The sequence below is a fragment of the Parazoarcus communis SWub3 = DSM 12120 genome (assembly GCF_003226565.1).
GTDB lineage: Bacteria > Pseudomonadota > Gammaproteobacteria > Burkholderiales > Rhodocyclaceae > Parazoarcus > Parazoarcus communis.
On sequence record NZ_QKOE01000005.1, the window covers coordinates 207323 to 228765 of the forward strand.

Genomic DNA, 21443 nt, shown 5'->3' on the forward strand with positions numbered 1-21443 from the left:
TTTTGATTCCGAGACCATGCTGCGCCGTCTGACCATTCGTGATTTCGTCATCGTCGATCGTCTTGAACTGGAGTTCGAGGGCGGTTTTGGTGCTTTGACCGGTGAAACCGGTGCGGGCAAGTCCATCCTCCTCGATGCGCTCGGATTGGCATTGGGAGGGCGCGCTGACAGTGCCGCCGTCCGGGCGGGGCGTGACAAGGCCGACATCGTGGCGGAGTTCGACTTGCCGTCGGCGGGTGGTTTGCTGGCGTGGCTTGAGGATCAGGAGTTGCCAGTTGACGAAGAGGTGGTGATCCTGCGCAGGGTGGTGGACGCCAATGGGCGCAGCAAGGCCTGGATCAATGGCACGCCGGTGACTCAGGCGCAGTTGCGTGTCGCTGGAGATAGCCTGGCGGACATTCATGGTCAGCATGCACATCATGCCCTGCTGCGGTCTGACGCGCAGCGCACCTTGCTCGACACGCATGCCGGTGCCGGCGGAATCGCTATCGAGGTGGCTGACGCCTGGCGTGAATGGCAGCGTATTGCGTCGCTGCGTCGTAGCGCAGAGCAGGATTCTGCTGCTTCGGCGCGTGAGCGTGAGTTGCTCAGTTGGCAGCTGAAGGAACTGCGCGATCTTGGATTCGTGCCAGATGATTGGGTGGAACTCAATGCAGAGCATGGCCGGCTGGCGCACGCGGCGGGCTTGATCGAAGGTGCGGATGAAGCGGTCGATGCACTTGGTGAAGGCGATTACGCGGTAAATGCGGTGCTTCGTCGTCTGAGCGCACGGCTTGAGGAAATGGCGGGAATCGATGCAGCACTTGGCGAAGTTCGGGATTTGCTGATGTCGGCGGCGATCCAGTCGGATGAGGCGCTGCATGCCTTACGCCGCTATCGTGATCGCCTGGATCTGGATCCCGGTCGTCTGGCCGAGATCGAGCGCCGCATCGCGGCCGTGATGGAGCTGTCCAGAAAATACCGTGTGCCGCCAGAAGGTCTGCCTGCACTCGAGACAGAGTGGGCGCAGCGTTTCGACGCGCTCGAGGCCAGTGCGGATCCGGCTCGCCTCGAGGCTGCCGAAGTCGCTGCACGGCAGGCTTACATGTCGGCTGCCGCACGGTTGTCCGACTTGCGTCGGCCGGCCGCCCGCGGCTTGTCGGCCGAGATTACGGAAGCCATGCAGACCCTTGCGATGGCTGGCGGGCGCTTCGAAGTGGCCCTCCAGCCCAGCGAGCCCTCGGTGCATGGCTTGGAAGTCGTGGAGTTTCAGGTGGCTGCCAATCAGGGGCAGTCGCTACGCGGCTTGGCAAAAGTGGCGTCGGGCGGGGAGCTGTCGCGCATCGGTCTGGCCGTCCAGGTCATGACGAGCCGGGATTCGGCCACGCCAACACTCATTTTTGATGAGGTGGATGTGGGAATTGGTGGTCGGGTTGCCGAGATCGTGGGGCAGTTGTTGAAGAAGCTGGGGAGCGATCGCCAGGTCCTGTGCGTCACTCATCTTCCTCAGGTGGCCGCTTGCGCGGACTGGCAGTGGCAGATTGCGAAGACCGATCGTGGTGGTGAAACCCTGAGTGCGGTCACTGCGCTGGCTGCGCGTGACCGCATCGAAGAGATTGCACGCATGCTCGGTGGTGTCAGCATTACCGACACCACCCGGCGTCACGCGGCTGAAATGCTTGGGTTGGGTTGAACGCCTCTGCTGCCGTTGGGGATGGCGGAAGAGACGTCCGCCCGGTGGTGGCGGTGCTGCAAGTGGACAGCGCTGATTCGCCAGCGTGGAATGTGCTGCCCCGAGGCCAGTGCAGGGGTCAGTCCCGGTTGGGGCAGTCCTTGCGCAGGCAGTCGGCGTACAGGTAGAGCGCATGCTCCTTGACGGCAAACCCGCGCTCTTCCGCGATATTGTTTTGCCGGCGCTCGATCTCCGGGTCGTAGAACTCTTCCACCTTGCCGCATTGCAGGCAGACCAGATGGTCGTGGTGGTTGCCCTGGTTGAGTTCGAAAACGGCTTTGCCTGACTCGAAATAATGGCGTTCGAGCAGACCCGCCTGCTCGAACTGCGTCAGTACGCGGTAGACTGTGGCCAGTCCGATGTCCATACCTTCGTTCATCAGCAGGCGGTAGACGTCCTCGGCGGTCAGGTGCCGAAGGTCGGAGTGCTGGAACAGGTCGAGGATCTTGAGGCGGGGGTAGGTCGCCTTCAGGCCGATGCTTTTTAGGTTCTGTGAGTTCTCGGACATGATCGCCTAAGGTGTGGCTGAGGAGCAGGGCAGCGATGTGCTGTTCCGCTATGTTATATTTTTTGCCCTTTACTGAGAACCATGTGCGCGTCTTGCGCCTCACTGCGAATCCATCCATGCGTCTTTCGCTCATTACGGCACTCGCCGCCGCCGGCCTGCTTGCAGGGTGTTCCTTCGGGACGATCACCGATCGTCTCAATCCTTATCGCATTGACGTGAGGCAGGGCAATTACGTCGATCAGGAGATGGTTGCGCAACTCAAACGCGGCATGAGTCGTGATCAGGTCCGCTTCTTGTTGGGGTCGCCGCTGATTGCAGATGCTTTCCGCACTGATCGCTGGGACTACGTCTACCGGTTCAAGCCGGGGCAGGGAGAGGCTCAGCAACGCGTGATCTCGGTGTTTTTTGTTGCGGACAAGCTGGATCGCCTGGAGGGCGACGTGGCGGGTGGGGATGCAGCGGCGGCCCTCGATGCGCAGCAGTCGAATCGTGTGCGGGTCATTGAGGTGCCGCCTGCCGGCGCGAACTGAGCAGGATTGCGTTTGGCAGGTGTCGCTGGTGGTGTGTGTCCAGTGCATTGCCAAGCCATCAAAGCCGTGGATGTGCTGATCGGCAGGTATGCTGGCCGTTGTTGTTGAATGAGTCTTTTCGAATTTCAAGGATCTGGATCATGACGCCTGTTCGCGTTGCGATTGCCGGTGCGTCCGGCCGTATGGGCCGCATGCTGATCGAGGCTGCGCTCAAGGATGAGGGAATCGTGCTGGCGGCGGCATTCGACCGACCGGGGTCGGCCTTCATTGGGCGTGACGCCGGCGAGATGGCTGGCGTGGCCAGTGGTGTATCGATTGTTGATGATGCTGCAACCGCACTGGCTGCGGCGGATTGTCTGATCGACTTTACCCGGCCGGAGGGCACCTTGCATCATCTTGCACTGGCTCGCGAGTTGGGCAAGGCTGCCGTCATCGGGACAACGGGTTTCGATGCAGCAGGCAAGGCGGCCGTTGCAGCCGCTGCTGCCGACATTCCGGTCGTCTTTGCGCCAAACATGGCGGTTGGCGTCAATGCCGTGTTTCGCTTGCTTGAGGTGGCTGCCCGCATTCTCGACCAAGGCTATGATGTTGAAGTGATCGAAGCGCATCACCGCTTCAAGGTCGATGCGCCGTCCGGTACGGCCTTGCGCATGGGTGAAGTCGTTGCCGAGGCGCTTGGACGTGATCTGGAGGCCTGCGCGATCTACGGGCGCGAAGGGGTTACCGGGGAGCGTGCGGCTGAAACCATTGGCTTCTCAACCATTCGTGGTGGGGACGTGGTGGGCGATCATACGGTTCTGTTCGCTGGTATCGGCGAGCGCATCGAGATCACTCACAAGTCCGGCAGTCGCATGCCTTACGCGCTGGGGTCACTGCGTGCTGCGCGTTTCCTCGCGGGACGTCGATCGGGTTTGTTCGACATGCAGGACGTGCTCGGTTTGCGCTGAGGGCGCGCCATGACTCCGGCTTCATCTTCTGATGTGCCGCAGCCAGAGGTCCCGTCTCTGGCGCAGGTGCGCGCGCAGCGGGATGAGGCGCAAGGCGAACTTGCGACGCTGCGCGACCGTCTCGAGTTGATCAAGCTTGGGGTGTACGCCGGATTCTGGGATCTGGACCTGCAGGATGACCGTCTTGAGGTAGACGTGCAGTGGCGCGACTGGCTTGGTTATCCGGCCGGTGGTGCGGGACCGGATGACTGGTTGTCTCTGGTGTCAGCAGACGATCGTCGGCTATTGCGCGATCGGCTGGTGGATCATCTACGTGGCGTTGCGGAGATCTTTCAGGTCGAGTTCAGTCTTGAGGCGGCTGATGGTGGGCGTCGCTGGCTGAGTGTTCGCGGTCAGGCCCGGGAGCGTCTGGCGGATGGTCGCTGGCGGCGGGTGGTCGGGGTGTATTCGGACATCAGCCGGGAGCGTGCGCGCGAACTCGAGCTGCTTCAGGCCAAGGAGCAAGCTGAGGCGGCAAGTCGGGCGAAAGGCGATTTTCTCGCCAACATGAGCCACGAGATCCGCACGCCGATGAATGGCATTCTCGGCATGACCGAGTTGCTGCTCGATTCGGCGTTGGCGCCTGAGCAGCGCGATTACCTGCAGACGGTGAAGTCCTCTGCCGAGTCCCTGCTGACCATCATCAACGACATCCTGGATTTTTCCCGTATCGAAGCGGGCCGGATGGAGCTCGAGAGCATCGACTTCTCGATGGGGGCCGTCGTTGCAGAAACCTTGCGCAGTCTTGCCTTGCGCGCCCATCAGAAGGGAATTGAACCTTATTTCACCATTGCACCGGATGTGCCTGCAGTGATGCGGGGGGATCCTGCCCGCTTGCGCCAGGTTTTGGTGAATCTTGTCGGCAATGCGATCAAATTTACCGAAAGGGGCGAGATCGAGGTGGCCGTGCGGGTGCTTGAGCGCCGCAGCGGACATGTCCGGGTGGAGTTGTCTGTTCGTGATACGGGTATCGGCATACCTGCCGACAAGCAAAAGGCCATCTTTGGTGCTTTCTCGCAGGCAGATACGTCAACGACCCGCAAGTACGGTGGCACTGGACTGGGGCTGACGATCTGTCAGCATCTCGTCGATCTGATGGGTGGGCGCATTGCTCTCGATAGTCAGCCCGGGGTGGGGAGTTGTTTTCGCTTTGACGGGCGCTTCCCTGTCGTGGCGGAAGCCCGTCCGCTCAAGGCGCCCGCACTTTCCGGGCAGCGGGTGTTGGTGGCTGCAGTCAATCCCGCCTTTGCTGCTGCCGTCTGTGTCATGCTGGCGCGTGTCGGTGTGGCTGCATCCGGTGTCTCCGGTGGGCAGGAAGCGCTTCTCGCGTTTGCCGATGCGCAGCGGCGTAATGATCCCTTTGCGTTCGTGCTGATGGATGCGTCGATGGCCGCGCCAGGTGGTTTCGATCTGGCGATGCGTTTCCAGGAGGCGGCTCCTTGGCTGGATCGCATCGTGATGATGCTGGATAGTCATTCCCAGCGTAACGACATCGCTCGGTGTAACCAGCTCGGCCTGCGTTCGCGCTTGTCCAAGCCCTTCTCTGCGGCTGACCTCATCGATGCCTTGCAGGTGGCTTTGAGCGGTGAATCTGCCGACGAGCATGCAATGGTGGCATTTGAGCCGGAGCGCTCTCTGACTGAGATGTTGCGTGAGCAGCAGGCGCCGGTCCGGGCGCTTGCGATCCTGTTGGCGGAAGATAATCCGGTCAATCAGACGGTGGCAACCCGCATGCTTGAAAAGGTCGGGCATCGTGTCACGGTGGCCAACAACGGTGAGGAGGCGGTCGAGGCTTTCGATGCCGGCAACTTCGACCTCATCCTGATGGACGTGCAGATGCCGGTGATGGGCGGACTGGAGGCTACCCAGGCCATCCGCGCCCGCGAAGCGAGGCGAAGCTGGGCAATGCAGGGGGGGTGGCATCCGATCCCGATTGTGGCGATGACCGCGCATGCCATGGCGGGCGATCGTGAGCGCTGCCTTGAGGCGGGCATGGATGACTATGTGAGCAAACCCATCCGGCCTGCGGACCTGCTTGCCGCCATTCGGAGAGTGAGTGCGCCGGCGGACGCTGACGAAGACGCAGAGGACAGCAGTTTGCTCGATGCACAGGCTGCAGGTGTGGACGGTGGTATTGCCAATCTGGATGAAGCGCGGGCCCTGTTTGATGGTGATGAGGCAGTGGTTCAGCAATTGCTTGCGGTATTCTTTCGCGATCTCGGCTCGACGCTGGCGGATCTGCGCGGAGCGGGCGCGCGCAATGATCTCGCGCGACTGCACGAGATTGCGCATTCGGTAAAAGGGTCGGTGGGGCTGTTTGGTGCTCAGCGAGCGACCGAGGCCGCGCGCGTGCTTGATGCTGCTGCGAAGGCGGGTGAGCCCGCCGCTGCGGGGGGCCTGCTCGAAGCGCTGATACGGGAGTTGAACATGCTTGCGAGCGAGTTGCGCAAGCAGCAGCGCCCAGCGAGCTAGCGTGGCGTTCTAGTGAACATGATCGGGCTGTGCACAAACATGGTGCGTTGCCTTGTGCGCTGAAAAACGATAGAATTCAATGGATCTGATAGCGGGATTGGCCTTTTGGCTCGTCCCGTTTTTTCGCATATAGAGAGGCCGTAATCGGTTCTCTTCTGTCTTTTCGGCTGAATCCAGGAGTTTTTCGTGACTGCTTTCCCGCCCGCCCTTCTAGCGCTTGCCGACGGAACGGTGTTTCATGGCAAGGGTATCGGTGCGGTTGGCAGTACGGTCGGCGAGGTGGTGTTCAATACCTCGATGTCGGGCTATCAGGAAATCCTGACGGATCCGAGCTACTGCCGCCAGATCGTGACGCTGACCTATCCGCACATCGGTAATACCGGTGTCAATCGCGAGGATGTGGAGGCGGGCCGCGTGCACGCCGCTGGCCTCGTGATCAAGGATCTTCCCATCCTCCCGTCCAATTTCCGCATGAGTCAGCGTCTGGATGCGTATCTGCGCGACGAGAATGTGGTGGCAATCGCCGGGCTTGACACCCGCAAGCTTACCCGCATCCTGCGGGAAAAAGGCGCCCAGGCTGGTTGCATCGTGACCGGTGAGGTGGGTAAGGTTTTGAATGCAGAAGATGCCATTGCCCAGGCACGCGCGTTTCCGGGTCTCGCAGGCATGGATCTGGCCAAGGTGGTCAGTGCCACTGAAACCTTCGAATGGACCGAGGGTGAATGGGTGCTGGGCGAAGGCTATGTTCATCAGTCGGCGCCGCGTTTCCACGTGGTGGCCTACGATTTTGGTGTCAAGCGCAACATCCTTCGCATGTTGGCCACGCGCGGCTGTCGCCTGACGGTAGTTCCGGCGCAAACGCCCGCCAAAGAGGTGCTGGCGCTCAAGCCCGACGGGGTGTTCCTGTCCAACGGCCCTGGTGATCCCGAACCTTGCGACTATGCAATTGCCGCCATTCGCGAGATCCTTGCAGCTGGTGTGCCGACTTTCGGTATTTGCCTCGGGCATCAGTTGCTGGCGCTGGCCTCGGGTGCGAAGACCATGAAGATGGCAACTGGTCACCACGGTGCCAATCACCCGGTCAAGGATCTGGATACGGGTAACGTGCTGATCACCAGCCAGAATCACGGCTTTGCCGTTGATCCGGCAAGCATGCCCGGCAATCTGCGCGCAACCCATGTGTCGCTGTTTGACGGGACCAACCAGGGGATTGCCCGCACCGATGTGCCGGCTTTCTCTTTCCAGGGGCATCCCGAAGCCAGTCCTGGGCCGCATGACGTGTCCTACCTGTTCGATCGTTTCATCAAGCTGATCGAAGCCGGCAAGTAATCCAGCATCCCCGGCGGGCTCTCCGGCCCGCCGTCCCAGAATTTCCGAGGCAAGGCAATGCCCAAGCGTACAGATATCCAGACCATCCTGATCATCGGCGCAGGCCCGATCATCATCGGCCAGGCGTGTGAGTTCGACTACTCCGGCGCACAGGCCTGCAAGGCCCTGCGCGAGGAAGGTTACAAGGTCGTGCTGGTGAACTCCAATCCGGCGACGATCATGACCGACCCCGGTACCGCCGACGTCACCTATATCGAGCCCATCACCTGGCAGGTGGTCGAGCGCATCATCGAGAAGGAGCGTCCCGACGCCATTCTGCCGACCATGGGCGGGCAGACCGCGCTCAACTGTGCGCTCGACCTTGGCCGTCATGGCGTGCTGGCCAAGTACGGCGTCGAACTCATTGGTGCATCCGAAGAGGCGATCGACAAAGCTGAGGATCGCCTCAAGTTCAAGGATGCGATGACCAAGATCGGCCTGGGGTCTGCGCGCTCCGGCATCGCTCACAGCATGGAAGAGGCCCTTCAGGTGCAGGGCGGTATCGGCTTCCCGGTGATCATCCGTCCCAGCTTCACGCTCGGCGGCACCGGCGGCGGCATTGCCTACAACATGGAAGAGTTCCATGAGATCTGCAAGCGCGGTCTCGAGGCCAGCCCGACCAACGAATTGCTGATCGAAGAGTCCTTGCTGGGCTGGAAGGAATACGAGATGGAGGTGGTTCGCGACAAGGCGGACAACTGCATCATCGTGTGTTCCATTGAAAACCTCGATCCGATGGGCGTGCATACCGGTGATTCCATCACCGTCGCGCCGGCACAGACGCTGACCGACAAGGAATACCAGATCCTGCGTAACGCCTCGATCGCGGTGCTGCGCGAGATCGGCGTTGATACCGGCGGTTCGAACGTGCAGTTCGCGATCAACCCGAAAGACGGTCGCATGATCGTCATCGAGATGAATCCGCGGGTGTCGCGCTCGTCGGCACTGGCGTCCAAGGCCACCGGTTTCCCGATTGCCAAGGTTGCGGCCAAGCTGGCCGTTGGCTACACGCTGGACGAACTCAAGAACGACATCACCGGCGGGGCGACGCCGGCGTCCTTCGAGCCGTCGATCGACTATGTCGTCACCAAGATCCCGCGCTTTGCCTTCGAGAAATTCCCTCAGGCCAATGATCGCCTGACCACCCAGATGAAGTCGGTGGGCGAGGTGATGGCAATGGGGCGTACCTTCCAGGAGTCCTTCCAGAAGGCCCTGCGTGGCCTGGAAGTCGGGGTCTATGGCCTGGATGAGGTCGAGGCTGATCGTGAAGATCTCGAGCATGAGCTCGCCAGCCCGGGTGCGCAGCGCATCTGGTATGTCGGTCAGGCTTTCCGCGAAGGCATGACGCAGGAGCAGGTGTTCAATCTGACCAAGATCGACCCCTGGTTCCTGGCCCAGATCGAAGACATCGTGCTGACCGAGAAGGCATTGGTTGGCCGTTCCTTGAAGGCGCTGCTGGCGCCCGAGATGCGCGAGCTGAAGAAGAAAGGATTCTCCGATCGCCGCATCGCCAAGCTGCTGGGTGTGGATGAAACTGCAGTACGTCTGCATCGCCACACCCTCGGGGTGCGCCCGGTGTACAAGCGTGTTGACACTTGCGCGGCCGAGTTCGCCACGTCCACGGCTTATATGTACTCCTCTTACGAGGATGAGTGCGAAGCCCGTCCCACCGACAAGAAAAAGATCATGGTGCTGGGGGGGGGGCCGAACCGTATCGGTCAGGGTATCGAGTTCGACTATTGTTGCGTGCATGCTGCACTGGCGCTGCGCGAAGATGGCTACGAGACCATCATGGTCAACTGCAACCCGGAGACCGTGTCGACCGACTACGATACCTCCGACCGTCTGTATTTCGAGCCGATCACCCTCGAGGATATCCTCGAGATCGTCCACATCGAGAAACCGGTCGGCGTCATCGTCCAGTTCGGTGGCCAGACGCCGCTCAAGCGTGCCCGTGCCCTGGAGGCCAACGGTGTGCCCATCATCGGCACCAGCCCGGACATGATCGATGCAGCCGAAGACCGTGAGCGCTTCCAGAAGCTGCTGGTTGACCTCGGTCTGAAGCAGCCGCCCAACCGTACTGCACGTACGCCGGAAGAGGCGGTGCGTCTGGCTGCAGAGATCGGCTACCCGCTGGTGGTGCGCCCCTCCTACGTGCTGGGTGGCCGCGCGATGGAAATCGTGCACGAGCAGAAAGACCTTGAGCGCTACATGCGGGAAGCGGTCAAGGTGTCCAACGAGTCGCCGGTATTGCTTGACCGCTTCCTCAATGACGCCACCGAAGTCGATGTCGATGCGCTCTCCGACGGCAAGCAGGTCATCATCGGTGGCATCATGGAGCACATTGAGCAGGCTGGTGTGCATTCGGGCGACTCCGCCTGCTCGCTGCCGCCGTACACCTTGTCTGCCAAGCTACAGGATGAGTTGCGTCGTCAGACCGAAGCCATGGCTCGTGCGCTCAATGTGGTTGGCCTGATGAACGTGCAGTTCGCGATCCAGGGCGAGGGCGACAATGCAGTGGTGTACGTGCTTGAAGTCAATCCGCGCGCCTCGCGTACCGTGCCTTTCGTGTCCAAGGCCTGCTCGCTGCCGCTCGCCAAGATTGCAGCACGCTGCATGGCGGGGCAGAGTCTCGCCAGCCAGGGCGTGACGGGCGAGATTGTGCCGCCTTACTACTCGGTGAAGGAGGCGGTGTTCCCCTTCGTCAAGTTCCCGGGCGTCGATACCATTCTTGGTCCGGAGATGAAGTCCACCGGCGAGGTCATGGGCGTGGGCCGCAGTTTTGCCGAAGCCTTCATCAAGAGTCAGCTTGGTGCGGGTGTTTGGCTGCCGACCTCGGGTGCGGCCTTCATCAGCGTCAAGCCGACGGATCGTGCAGCGGCGCTCGAGGTGGCCAAGCAGTTGCACGCGCTGGGTTTCTCGCTGGTGGCCACACGTGGCACGGCCAGCGTGCTCGAAGCCGCCGGTATTCCGGTCAGCATCGTCAATAAGGTCAATGAAGGTCGTCCGCATATCGTCGACATGATCAAGAACCAGGAGATTGCGCTGGTGATCAATACGGTCGAAGAGAAGCGTCAGGCCATTACCGACTCGCGTTCGATCCGTACGAGTGCGCTGGCTGCCAAGGTCACCGTATTCACGACCATTGAAGGTGCGCGTGCTGCGTGCATGGGCTTGAGCCACCTGTCCGGTCTCGAGGTTTATTCCGTGCAGGCACTGCACCAAGAGTTGAGCAAGCAGGCATGAACAAGACTCCCTTGACCATTGCGGGGGCGGAAGCCCTCCGCGCTGAACTGCATCGGTTGAAGACCGTCGACCGTCCCAATGTGATTGCTGCGATTGCCGAAGCACGTTCGCATGGCGATCTGTCGGAAAATGCCGAGTACGATGCAGCAAAAGAGCGGCAGGGCTTTATCGAAGGTCGAATCATGGAAGTCGAGGGCAAGCTGTCACACGCCCAGATCATCGACCCCAAGTTGCTCGACGCCGATGGTCGTTGCGTGTTTGGTGCGACAGTGACGCTCGAAGACATGGACTCCGGTAATACCGTGACCTACCAGATCGTCGGCGAGGACGAGGCCGACATCAAGGCCAACAAGATCTCGGTCAGTTCGCCGATAGCCCGGGCGCTGATCGGCAAGTACGCTGGCGATATCGCTGAAGTGCAGGCCCCGGGGGGCGTGCGCGAGTACGAGATCATCGAGGTCGCCTACATCTGATCCCGCGATGAGCCGGCTCGCGGACCATCTGACCTTGTTGCTGCTGACCTTATGGGTCGGAGCCATGTGGGCGGTCGGTTATCTGGTTGCCCCGACATTGTTTTCCATGCTGGCTGATCGAACGCTGGCGGGTGCAGTGGCGGGGCGTCTGTTTACTTTTGTGGCCTGGATCGGCCTGGGAGTATCCGCATACTTGTTGCTGTTTCTGAGCGTGCGGATGGGGTGGCAAGCGTTTCGTAGCGGGGTGTTCTGGCTGGTCCTGGTGCTGCTGGTGTGCACCGCCGTGGGGCATTTCGGTATTCAGCCATTGATGGCCGAACTCAAGGCCCTTGCCTGGCCGCGTGAGGTGATGGACAGTGTAACCCGGGACCGTTTCGCAACCTGGCACGGTGTTTCCAGCGTGCTGTACCTGATCCAAAGCATGTTGGGGGTGTTGCTGGTGCTCAGTGTCAGGCGGGTATTACGCTGATTTGCGCTGCGTGCGGAGTGCTCCGCAGCGCATGGGGCACGATCTGGCGTACGCTCAGCGCCCGCGACCGACTGCGGGTTTGCCACGGCCGCCAGGGCGGGGCGTTGCAGCGCGGCGCTTCTCGGCGCTGGCCTTCATCAGTGCCGCACGGCGGGCTGCTGCAGCAAAGGCCGCCGCGGACTTTGCGGTGGCTGCGCCGGCTGCGCGTTTGGCCGGTGCGGCCTGGGCAACCTTCTTTTCTTCGGTCTTGCGTTCGCGCCAGACCACGAGGATGTTGCCGATATGTTGTACCGGCGCGGCCCCAAGGGTGTTGCACAGCTCAAGCATCAGCGCGTCGCGCTGGTCGCGCTCGGTGCCCTGGATGCGCACCTTGATCAGCTCATGGGCCTGCAGCGAGCGCTCGATCTCGGCGACGACGTTGGGCGCAAGGCCGTTGCCCGCAATGGTGACGACGGGGCTCAGGTGGTGCGCGCGGGCGCGGAGTTCTCGGCGTTGGGCCGGGGTCAGCTCGATCATGGACATTTGATTACCTCAGTAGGACCCGGATTTTACTCTGATGAAGCGAAACAAGACCAGTAAGGCGTGGCTGCACGATCACCTGAACGATCCCTATGTGCAACGCGCCAATGCCGAGGGCTATCGCGCACGCGCGGCATATAAGCTGATGGAGATCGATGATCGCGAACATCTGCTCAGGCGCGGTGGCGTGGTGGTTGACCTCGGCGCTGCACCGGGTTCATGGTGCCAGGTCGCAGTGCAGCGTTGCGGCCCGACCGGAAAAGTGTTTGCGCTCGACATCCTGCCGATGGAGGCAGTCCATGGCGTGGACTTCCTGCAGGGAGACTTTACTGAAGATTCGGTGCTCGAAGCGCTTGAAAACCGTCTTGGCGGCGCCCATGTCGACGTCGTGTTGTCGGACATTGCACCCAATCTGTCGGGCGTTGCCACCGTGGACCAGGCTCGTTCGATCATGTTGTGCGAACTGGCGCTCGATTTTGCCGTCAGACACCTGAATTCGCACGGCCATTTTCTGGTCAAGGTATTCCAGGGCGAGGGTTTCATGGCGTTCCGCAAGGAGATGGAGCGCCACTTCGCTTCGGTGCAGGTGCGCAAGCCCAAGGCATCGCGTGACCGCAGCGCCGAGGTGTATTTGCTTGCGAGCCGGTTACGATGACAGGTGATATTGTTTCAAGCGGTGACAAGGACTCCCTGAGCGTGGTTTTCGCGCGATAGTTCGCGTTAATCAGGCTCATTGGTTTGCCGGCCGGAACGATCACCACTAGAATGAGTCAATAAGAACGCACGCCCATGCCGGGCTTTCGAGGTAAGACGTTGAACAATCTCTTCAAGAATCTCGCGATCTGGATGGTCATCGGTGTGGTGCTGATGACCGTGTTCAACCAGTTCAATACGCGTCAGGCAGCGCCAAACACCATGGAGTACTCCCAGTTTCTGGAGGAGGCCAGGGCGGGGCGTATTGCCAAGGCTACTGTCGATGGTCGCATGTTGCGTGCGGTCACCCAGGAAGGTCGCACCATTACGGTCTACACGCCTGGCGTGCAGGATATCTGGATGGTGTCTGACCTGATGCGCTACGGTGTCTCGGTGAACGCCACCAAGCCTGAGGAGGAGCAGTCCTTCCTCGCGAGCATCTTCGTATCGTGGTTCCCGATGTTGCTGCTGATCGGCGTGTGGATCTTCTTCATGCGGCAGATGCAGGGCGGCGGAAAGGGGGGCGCGTTCTCGTTCGGCAAGAGCAAGGCACGCATGCTCGACGAATCCGCCAACTCGGTGACCTTCGCCGACGTTGCGGGGTGTGACGAAGCCAAGGAAGAAGTGTTCGAACTGGTCGAGTTCCTGCGCGATCCGTCCAAGTTCCAGAAACTGGGTGGCCGGATTCCCAAGGGGGTGCTGATGGTGGGTTCGCCCGGTACCGGCAAGACCTTGCTGGCCAAGGCGATTGCGGGCGAGGCCAAGGTTCCCTTCTTCTCGATCTCCGGGTCGGATTTCGTCGAGATGTTCGTTGGTGTTGGGGCAGCACGTGTCCGCGACATGTTCGAGCAGGCCAAGAAGCACGCGCCCTGCATCATCTTCATCGACGAAATCGACGCTGTCGGTCGCCAGCGTGGCGCCGGTATGGGCGGCGGTAACGACGAACGTGAGCAGACGCTCAACCAGTTGCTGGTTGAGATGGACGGTTTCGAGGGGCAGACCGGCGTCATCGTGATTGCGGCGACCAACCGACCCGATGTGCTCGACCCCGCGCTGCTGCGTCCGGGCCGTTTCGACCGTCAGGTGGTCGTGTCGCTGCCGGATATTCGCGGTCGCGAACAGATCCTCAAGGTGCACATGCGCAAGGTGCCGATCGCGCCCGATGTCGATCCTCAGGTGCTGGCCCGCGGCTGCCCTGGTTTTGCTGGCGCCGATCTGGCCAACCTGGTCAATGAGGCCGCACTGTTCGCTGCCAGAGCCAACAAGCGTCTGGTCGATATGGACGACTTCGAACGGGCCAAGGACAAGATCATGATGGGGGCCGAGCGCCGCTCGGTGGTCATGCCTGAAGAAGAGCGTCGCAACACCGCTTACCACGAGTCCGGTCATGCAGTGGTTGCGAAGCTGCTCGACAAGACCGATCCGGTGCACAAGGTCACCATCATTCCACGCGGTCGTGCGCTGGGTGTGACCATGCAGCTGCCGACCGAAGACCGCTACAGTCAGGATCGTGAGCGTCTGCTGCAGACCATTACCGTGCTGTTTGGTGGGCGGATTGCAGAAGAAGTGTTCATGAAGCAGATGACCACCGGAGCCTCGAACGACTTCCAGCGCGCCACCGACCTGGCGCGTCGCATGGTGACGCAGTGGGGTATGTCGGATACGCTGGGGCCGATGGTCTATGGCGAGGAAGAAGGTGAGATCTTCCTGGGACGTCAGGTGACCACCCACCGCAATGTGTCTGAAGCCACGATGCAGAAGGTGGATGCCGAGATCCGTCGTATCGTTGATCAGCAATATGCGTTGGCTCGTCGCCTTCTCGAAGAGAACCGCGACAAGGTCGAGGCCATGACCGCTGCGCTGCTCGAGTGGGAAACCATTGATGCCGAGCAGATCAATGACATCATGGATGGCCGTAGCCCGCGTCCGCCCAAGCCTGCACAGGCGCCGGCCTCGCGCTCGGGTGACGACAGTCCGGGGGCTGCGCCGACGGCAGCTGCGCCTGCCGCCTGAACATCCGTTCGACGCATCAGCAGTAAACCCGAAGGGTCGGCCAAGCCGGCCCTTTCCCATTCTGGCGGGCCTTTGAGGGTTCGTTCTCATGAAGGAAGCTCCCCCATGTCGACACTTGTTTGCGGGCGTTTTGAGCTCGACCTGTCCCGTCCGCGCATCATGGCCATCATCAACCTGACTGATGCCTCGTTTTCGGGTGATGGCGTGCTGGGTGACCGCGATGCGGCCCTGCGCCGTGCCGAGGCGGCCTTGGCTGAGGGGGCCGAGATACTTGACCTCGGTGCGGAATCCACCCGCCCTGGGGCGGCCGCGGTTCCGGAGCAGCAGGAGCTTGATCTGCTGATGCCAGTTCTTGAGGCTCTTGTCGGGTGGAAGGTGCCGTTATCGATCGACACGCTGAAGCCGGGGGTGATGCGTGCGGCGTTGGCGGCGGGGGCAGACATGATCAACGATGTGAACGGCTTTCGTGCGCCCGGTGCGGTGGAGGCTGTCGCTGACGGGCGAGCCGGGCTATGCGTGATGCACATGCAGGGCGAGCCACGCACCATGCAGCAGGCGCCCAGCTATCACGACGTTGTGGATGAGGTTGCCGCCTTTCTCGACCAGCGGGTGAGTGAATTGCAGGCGGCAGGGGTGGCACGGGAGCGCATCGTGCTGGATCCGGGGTTCGGGTTTGGCAAAACCCTGGAGCACAACTGTGCCCTGTTGCGACATCTTGAGCGCTTTACCCGGAGCGGTCTGCCGGTGCTGGCCGGGCTGTCGCGCAAGTCGATGCTGGGGGCGATCACGGGCCGTCCGGTGGATCAGCGTCTCAGTGCGAGTATCGCTGCAGCGCTGGTTGCCGTGCAGCGTGGTGTGGCCATCGTGCGTGTGCATGACGTTGCCGTGACTCGTGACGCACTCATGGTGTGGCAGGCGGTGTCATAATCGCGGCTTTCACGCTGTGGGGCACGCATGGGACGCAAGTATTTCGGTACCGACGGGGTTCGGGGGTGTGTGGGTGAGGCGCCGATCACGCCCGAGTTCGTCATGCGGCTTGGCTATGCGGCAGGGGTGTCCCTGGTCGCGCGTGAGCATCTTCCGGCAGGTGAGCGCCCGACCATCCTGATTGGCAAGGACACCCGAGTGTCCGGTTATATGCTTGAGGCGGCGCTTGAGGCCGGTTTTGCTGCGGCGGGCGTTGATGTGATGCTGGCCGGGCCGATCCCTACGCCAGCCGTGGCCTACCTGACCCGTGCGCTCCGCTTGCAGGCAGGGGTTGTGATCTCTGCGTCCCATAATCCGTTCTACGATAACGGCATCAAGTTCTTCTCGGCCGGCGGCACCAAGCTGCCCGATGCGATGGAGGCCGAGATCGAAACACATCTCGACGAGCCCATGGGGTGTGTTGATTCGGCCCGTCTTGGTCGGGCCCGCCGCATCAATGACGCGGCCGGTCGTTACATCGAGTTTTGCAAAAGCACCTTTCCGTCGGAACTGGACCTGCGCGGCATGCGCATTGCCCTCGACTGTGCGCATGGTGCCGCCTATCACATTGCCCCCAGCGTGTTTCACGAGCTGGGGGCCGAGGTTGTCTCGGTCGGCGTCGAGCCCAACGGGCTGAACATCAACGACGGCGTCGGCGCGACTCGCCCTGAAAGTCTGCGTCAATGTGTGTTGACCAACAGTGCGGACCTGGGCATTGCGCTGGACGGTGATGGTGATCGCCTGATCATGGTCGACCGTCAGGGTGAGATCTACGATGGCGACAAGTTGTTGTATGTGATCGCTGCTGCGCGTAAGGCCGCGGGGCGCCTGGACGGAGTCGTCGGTACCCTGATGAGCAACCTCGGCTTCGAGCATGCGGTGGCGCGTCTGGGCGTGCCGTTTGCCCGTGCCAAGGTGGGCGACCGTTACGTGCTCGAGTTGCTGCACGAGAAAGGCTGGAAAGTCGGGGGGGAGAACTCTGGTCACATTATCTGCCTGGATTGCCATAGCACCGGCGATGGCATCGTGTCGGCGCTGCAAGTGTTGGCTGCGCTGAAGCAGGGTGACCTGACCCTGGCCGAGGCCTGCGCAGACCTGGTGTTCTATCCGCAGCGCCTGATCAATGTACGTCTGCCATTGGGTTTCGACTGGCAGGGCGATGACGGCATTGCACGCGCCAAGGCTGCGGCGGAAGAAACGCTGGCCAACAGCGGCAGGGTGTTGCTGCGGCCCTCCGGTACCGAGCCCCTGTTGCGGGTCATGGTCGAAGGCCAGGATGGCGGCCTGGTCGATCGCCTGGCCAAGGACATCGCTACGGCTGTGGAGCGTGCGCTGGAATAGGCCTACGGTGCTACGTGCATCCAGGACGGCAGGATGTGCGGAATGCGCATCCTGCCGTTTTTTCATTTATGCCCTTTGGACGAGTGGGCGGGAATCCGGGTTGCTACATGTCGATATTTTGACTTGTCACATGCCTGCAATGTTGGGGCTTCAGACTCCGTGCTGACGATTCGCAGCACGGCTTTGCCGTGATGAGATGCGGGAAGTTTCAAACGATCATCATCAAAAGGAAGTCCGAAATGAAGCTCAAGAAGCATGTACTCGGTGTGACGCTCGCTACTGCCTTTGTTGCCACGATGTCTGCGCCTGCGCTGGCGCGTGACAACATCCAGATCGCAGGGTCCTCGACCGTGCTGCCGTTCGCCAGTATCGTCGCTGAAGAGTTCGGCAACGCCTTTCCCCAGTTCAAGACTCCGGTGGTCGGTTCGGGTGGTTCCTCGGGTGGTCTGCGTCAGTTTTGCCAGGGTGTGGGTGCCAACACCATCGACATCGCCAACTCTTCGCGTCCGATTCGCCCGGCTGAAGTCGAAAGCTGCAAGAAGGCCGGTGTGAACAAGATCGTCGAGGTCAAGTTTGGCTATGACGGCATTGTGTTTGCCTCCCGCTCGGACAAGGGGGCTTTCGCGCTCAAGCCGCAGCACGTCTTCCTGGCAGGTGCCGCGGAGGTGCCGCAGGGCGGCAAGATGGTTGCGAACCCCTATACCCGTTGGTCGCAGATTGACAAGTCGCTGCCCGACCAGGAAATCGTGCTGGTGATCCCGGCTTCCAATCACGGCACGCGTGAAGTGTTTGAAGAGAAGGTGGTGCATCCGGGCTGCGAGTCCCTGGCTGAGGTGAAGGCGCTGGAGAAGGATGCGCAGAAGAAGGTGTGCAACAGCTTCCGCGGCGACGGTCGGGTGATCGAGATTGCGGGTGATTACACCGAGACCCTGGCTCGCCTGACCGCGCAGGCGGATGCGGTTGGTGTGTTCGGTCTGAGCTTCTATGACCAGAACCGCGATCGCCTGAAAGTGGCGACTGTCAATGGCGTCACGCCCAGCCTGCAGACCATTGCGACGGGCGAGTATCCGGTCTCCCGCCCGCTGTACTTCTATCTGAAGGGCGAGCATATCGGTGTGATTCCCGGTATCAAGGAATATGCCGAGTTCTTCCTGAACGCACAGGTTTCGGGTAGTGCCAGCCCGCTGGAAAAGGCCGGTCTGATTCCGCTGCCGGATGCCGAGCGCAAGCAGGTTGTGGCTGACGTTCGCGCGGGCAAGGCTGTCCAGTAAGCGGCTTGTGTCCTGCTGAGGCCCGGATCGGGCCTCGTCTGGCGCCGAGTGTCTAGGCACACGCCCCGGGGGTGCCCCGCATTCCCCGGGGTTTCTTGCGAGCGCTGCTTTCGGAGTTGAAATGAACAACTGGTTATTGGTGTGCGTGCTGCTGATCACGATGGGCTTTGCCTATCAGTTCGGCCTTGCCCGCAGCAAATCGGTCGCCGCGGGTGGGCCTGGCCGGATGCACTCCCGACCGGGCTACTACGGTTTGCTCGTCGCCCTGTGGTGTGGGGTGCCGGCCTTGGCTGTCTTCATGCTGTGGTCTGCATTTGAGCCGAATATCATCCGTGCTTCGGTGATGGAGTACTTGCCGGCGGAGGTGGTGTCGGCTGATGGATCACAGCTCAATGTGGCGCTCCGTCGTATCGAGAATATCGCGTCCGGTTTTGGCGTTTCGGATCAACCAGCTGAGTATGAGTTGCGTGCGGCAGAGCGTATGAGCGCCGTGCAGCAGACCGGCCGGCTGTCGATGTACGGTTTGATGGCGGTGTTGGGCGTGGCAGGTCTGGTGCTGACCTTGCGCCGGATCACGCCCAACCTGAGGGCGCGCAATCAGGTGGAAAGCGTTGTAAAGGCGCTTTTGGTGGCATGCTCTGCCATCGCAGTGTTCACCACCGTAGGCATCGTGTTGTCGATGATCGGTGAAGCAACCAAGTTCTTCAGCTTTGTCAGTCCGCTTGATTTCTTTTTCGGGACCGTATGGAACCCGCGATTCTCCACCGTCGGTACCGGTGATCAAGGCCAGTTTGGCCTGATTCCGCTGCTGTGGGGCACGATCATGGTCAGTATCGTCGCGATGCTGATTGCGGTGCCGGTGGGGTTGATGACCGCCATCTACATGGCCGAGTACGCCCCGGGCTGGTTGCGCTCGATGGCCAAGCCGGTGATCGAGGTGCTGGCGGGGATTCCAACCATTGTTTATGGCTTTTTCGCGCTGGTGACAGTCGGGCCGTTCTTCCACGGTCTGGGTCAGATGATCGGAATCGACATCCGGGCGACCAGTGCGCTGACTGCAGGGGTGGTGATGGGCATCATGATCATCCCCTTCGTGTCCTCGCTTTCGGACGACATCATCACGCAGGTGCCGAAGGCCATGCGTGACGGCTCTCTGGGTCTGGGTGCGACCAAGTCTGAAACGATCCGCAACGTGGTGCTGCCAGCAGCCCTGCCGGGCATTGTGGGCGCCTTTCTGCTTGCTGCCAGCCGCGCTATTGGCGAGACGATGATCGTAGTGCTGGCCGCTGGCAACAGTCCGGTCTTGCACGCCAACCCCTTCGAGGCAGTGTCGACGGTGACCGTCACCATCGTCAATCAGCTGACCGGTGATACGGACTTTGCCAGTCCGCAGTCCTTGGTCGCATTTGCCCTGGGCTTGACGCTGTTCGTGATCACGCTCGGTCTGAACGTGGTTGCGCTGTACATCGTCCGTAAGTATCGCGAACAATACGAGTAAGCCGTGAATACGACGAATCAAACCAATTTGCAGGATAGAGAGGCGGCCTGGGCCAAGCAGCGCCGGGTCGTCGAGCAGTCGCTTGCACGACGCCACGCAGCTGAGCGGCGCTTTCGCGGACTGGGATTGTCGGGGGTGATCTTTGGCCTGGCGATGGTTGCACTGTTGTTCGTGACCATTCTCGCCAAGGGCTTGCCCGCCTTCTGGCAGGCGACGATTCCCGTCGAAATCTACTTTGATCCGCAGATCATCGAAGTCGAGCAGCGTCCAGGTTTGTTGCCCGGTGAGTCGGCAGCACAACTGCGCGAGCGGGAGATGGCTTGGCAGACGCAGCTGACGATGTCGAACTGGAACCGTCTGATCGAGAACGCGCTGCTCGAGTTCGTGCCTGAGGCGGCAGACTCGCGCGCCGAGTTGCGTCGTCTGGTGACCAGCGGTGAGCGGTTCAGGCTGCGTGACATGGTTGTGGCCGACCCATCACTGATCGGCAAGCGGGTCAGGCTGGACTTGCTGGCCGACGCCAATATCGATGTCTGGCTCAAGGGCAATATTGATCGTGATCTGCCTGACAATCAGCAGCAGTTGTCGGCCAAGTTGCGCCAATGGGCTGACGACCTGTATGCCCGTGACGTCATCCGCATGAGTTTCAGCACGGCACTTTTTGCCAATACGGACTCGCGTTCTTCGTTGGCTTCGGCCGGGCTTGCAGGGGCGTTGGCGGGCTCGCTGTACATGATGCTGATCGTCATCCTGCTGGCTGTCCCGGTTGGTGTGGCGAGTGCGATCTATCTGCAGGAGTTCGCGCCGCGTAACAAATTCACCGATCTGATTGAGGTGAACATCAACAACCTGGCCGCGGTGCCGTCGATCATCTTTGGTTTGCTCGGTGCTGCGGTATTCATCAACTGGTTCAAGATGCCGCTGTCGGCGCCGATCGTCGGGGGTCTGGTGTTGTCGCTGATGACGCTGCCCACGGTGATCATTGCTACACGCTCGGCACTCCAGGCGATTCCGCCGTCCATTCGTCAGGCGGCACTGGGCATCGGCGCATCGAAGATGCAGACCATCTTCCATCATGTGCTGCCGCTGGCTTTGCCTGGCATCCTCACCGGGGCCATCATTGGCGTGGCGCAGGCCATTGGCGAGACAGCGCCACTGCTGCTGATTGGCATGAGTGCTTTCGTCGCTGCGGTACCGGCGACGCCCTTCGATCAATCGACCGCCTTGCCGGTACAGATCTATCTCTGGCAAGGCAATGAGTTGCGCAACTTCTTCGAGGCCCGAACATCTGCAGCCATCATCGTGCTGCTGTCGGTCATGATTACGCTCAACGCGTTTGCCATCTGGCTGCGCAAGCGATTCGAGAAAAGGTGGTAAGG

Annotated in this window: 17 protein-coding genes; 15 read left to right on the forward strand and 2 right to left on the reverse strand. The window is 61.2% G+C overall.

Features of this window, described 5'->3' with window-relative positions; genetic code table 11:
* The first annotated feature begins 16 nt into the window (after nt 1-16).
* The gene (recN, locus tag DNK49_RS09485) at nt 17-1672 is read left to right on the forward strand and encodes a DNA repair protein RecN (protein ID WP_110524099.1); all 1656 of its coding nucleotides are present in this window, start codon (nt 17-19) and stop codon (nt 1670-1672) included.
* A 118-nt stretch (nt 1673-1790) separates the two neighbouring features.
* Here the strand turns inward: recN and fur are convergent, their stop codons facing one another.
* The gene (gene fur / locus DNK49_RS09490) at nt 1791-2219 is read right to left on the reverse strand and encodes a ferric iron uptake transcriptional regulator (RefSeq protein ID WP_110524100.1); all 429 of its coding nucleotides are present in this window, start codon (nt 2217-2219) and stop codon (nt 1791-1793) included.
* Nucleotides 2220-2335: 116 nt separating this feature from the next.
* Here fur and DNK49_RS09495 point away from each other — a divergent pair, with 116 nt between their 5' ends.
* From DNK49_RS09495 to DNK49_RS09525, 7 genes are all read left to right on the forward strand, one after another.
* Nucleotides 2336-2749, forward strand: coding sequence for an outer membrane protein assembly factor BamE (locus tag DNK49_RS09495; protein ID WP_110524220.1), 414 nt, complete (start codon nt 2336-2338; stop codon nt 2747-2749).
* A gap of 140 nt (nt 2750-2889) precedes the next feature.
* A complete protein-coding gene (dapB, locus tag DNK49_RS09500; RefSeq protein WP_110524101.1) occupies nt 2890-3696 on the forward strand; it encodes a 4-hydroxy-tetrahydrodipicolinate reductase in 807 nt (268 codons plus the stop codon).
* Between the two features lie 9 nt (nt 3697-3705).
* Nucleotides 3706-6207, forward strand: a complete 2502-nt coding sequence (locus DNK49_RS09505; protein WP_110524102.1) for a hybrid sensor histidine kinase/response regulator — start codon at nt 3706-3708, stop codon at nt 6205-6207.
* Nucleotides 6208-6393: 186 nt separating this feature from the next.
* Nucleotides 6394-7536, forward strand: a complete 1143-nt coding sequence (gene carA / locus DNK49_RS09510) for a glutamine-hydrolyzing carbamoyl-phosphate synthase small subunit (protein WP_110524103.1) — start codon at nt 6394-6396, stop codon at nt 7534-7536.
* A 57-nt stretch (nt 7537-7593) separates the two neighbouring features.
* The gene (carB, locus tag DNK49_RS09515) at nt 7594-10821 is read left to right on the forward strand and encodes a carbamoyl-phosphate synthase large subunit (RefSeq protein WP_110524104.1); all 3228 of its coding nucleotides are present in this window, start codon (nt 7594-7596) and stop codon (nt 10819-10821) included.
* Nucleotides 10818-11294: a transcription elongation factor GreA gene (greA, locus tag DNK49_RS09520; protein WP_110524105.1), complete on the forward strand. Its 477-nt coding sequence runs from the start codon at nt 10818-10820 to the stop codon at nt 11292-11294. The genes carB and greA overlap by 4 nt, the downstream gene beginning before the upstream one ends.
* Before the next feature lie 7 nt (nt 11295-11301).
* Nucleotides 11302-11763: a DUF4149 domain-containing protein gene (locus DNK49_RS09525; RefSeq protein ID WP_110524106.1), complete on the forward strand. Its 462-nt coding sequence runs from the start codon at nt 11302-11304 to the stop codon at nt 11761-11763.
* A 54-nt stretch (nt 11764-11817) separates the two neighbouring features.
* Here DNK49_RS09525 and DNK49_RS09530 read toward each other — a convergent pair whose 3' ends face one another.
* Nucleotides 11818-12279, reverse strand: coding sequence for a YhbY family RNA-binding protein (locus DNK49_RS09530; protein WP_110524221.1), 462 nt, complete (start codon nt 12277-12279; stop codon nt 11818-11820).
* A gap of 40 nt (nt 12280-12319) precedes the next feature.
* On the opposite strand from DNK49_RS09530, the gene DNK49_RS09535 reads away from it, so the two are divergent.
* The 7 genes from DNK49_RS09535 (at nt 12320) to pstA (ending at nt 21441) form a co-directional block, all read left to right on the forward strand.
* Entirely contained in the window at nt 12320-12937 is a 618-nt protein-coding gene (locus DNK49_RS09535; RefSeq protein ID WP_110524107.1) for an RlmE family RNA methyltransferase, read from the forward strand.
* 158 nt (nt 12938-13095) lie between these two features.
* A complete protein-coding gene (gene ftsH / locus DNK49_RS09540) occupies nt 13096-14988 on the forward strand; it encodes an ATP-dependent zinc metalloprotease FtsH (protein WP_110524222.1) in 1893 nt (630 codons plus the stop codon).
* A gap of 105 nt (nt 14989-15093) precedes the next feature.
* Nucleotides 15094-15915, forward strand: a complete 822-nt coding sequence (gene folP, locus DNK49_RS09545) for a dihydropteroate synthase (RefSeq protein ID WP_110524108.1) — start codon at nt 15094-15096, stop codon at nt 15913-15915.
* Between the two features lie 27 nt (nt 15916-15942).
* Nucleotides 15943-17295 (forward strand): phosphoglucosamine mutase, encoded by a 1353-nt coding sequence (glmM, locus tag DNK49_RS09550; RefSeq protein ID WP_110524109.1) that lies wholly within the window; start codon nt 15943-15945, stop codon nt 17293-17295.
* 239 nt (nt 17296-17534) lie between these two features.
* Nucleotides 17535-18566, forward strand: coding sequence for a substrate-binding domain-containing protein (locus tag DNK49_RS09555; protein WP_110524110.1), 1032 nt, complete (start codon nt 17535-17537; stop codon nt 18564-18566).
* A 121-nt stretch (nt 18567-18687) separates the two neighbouring features.
* Nucleotides 18688-20064, forward strand: coding sequence for a phosphate ABC transporter permease subunit PstC (gene pstC / locus DNK49_RS09560; RefSeq protein WP_110524111.1), 1377 nt, complete (start codon nt 18688-18690; stop codon nt 20062-20064).
* Nucleotides 20065-20067: 3 nt separating this feature from the next.
* Entirely contained in the window at nt 20068-21441 is a 1374-nt protein-coding gene (pstA, locus tag DNK49_RS09565) for a phosphate ABC transporter permease PstA (RefSeq protein ID WP_110524112.1), read from the forward strand.
* Nucleotides 21442-21443: the final 2 nt, after the last annotated feature.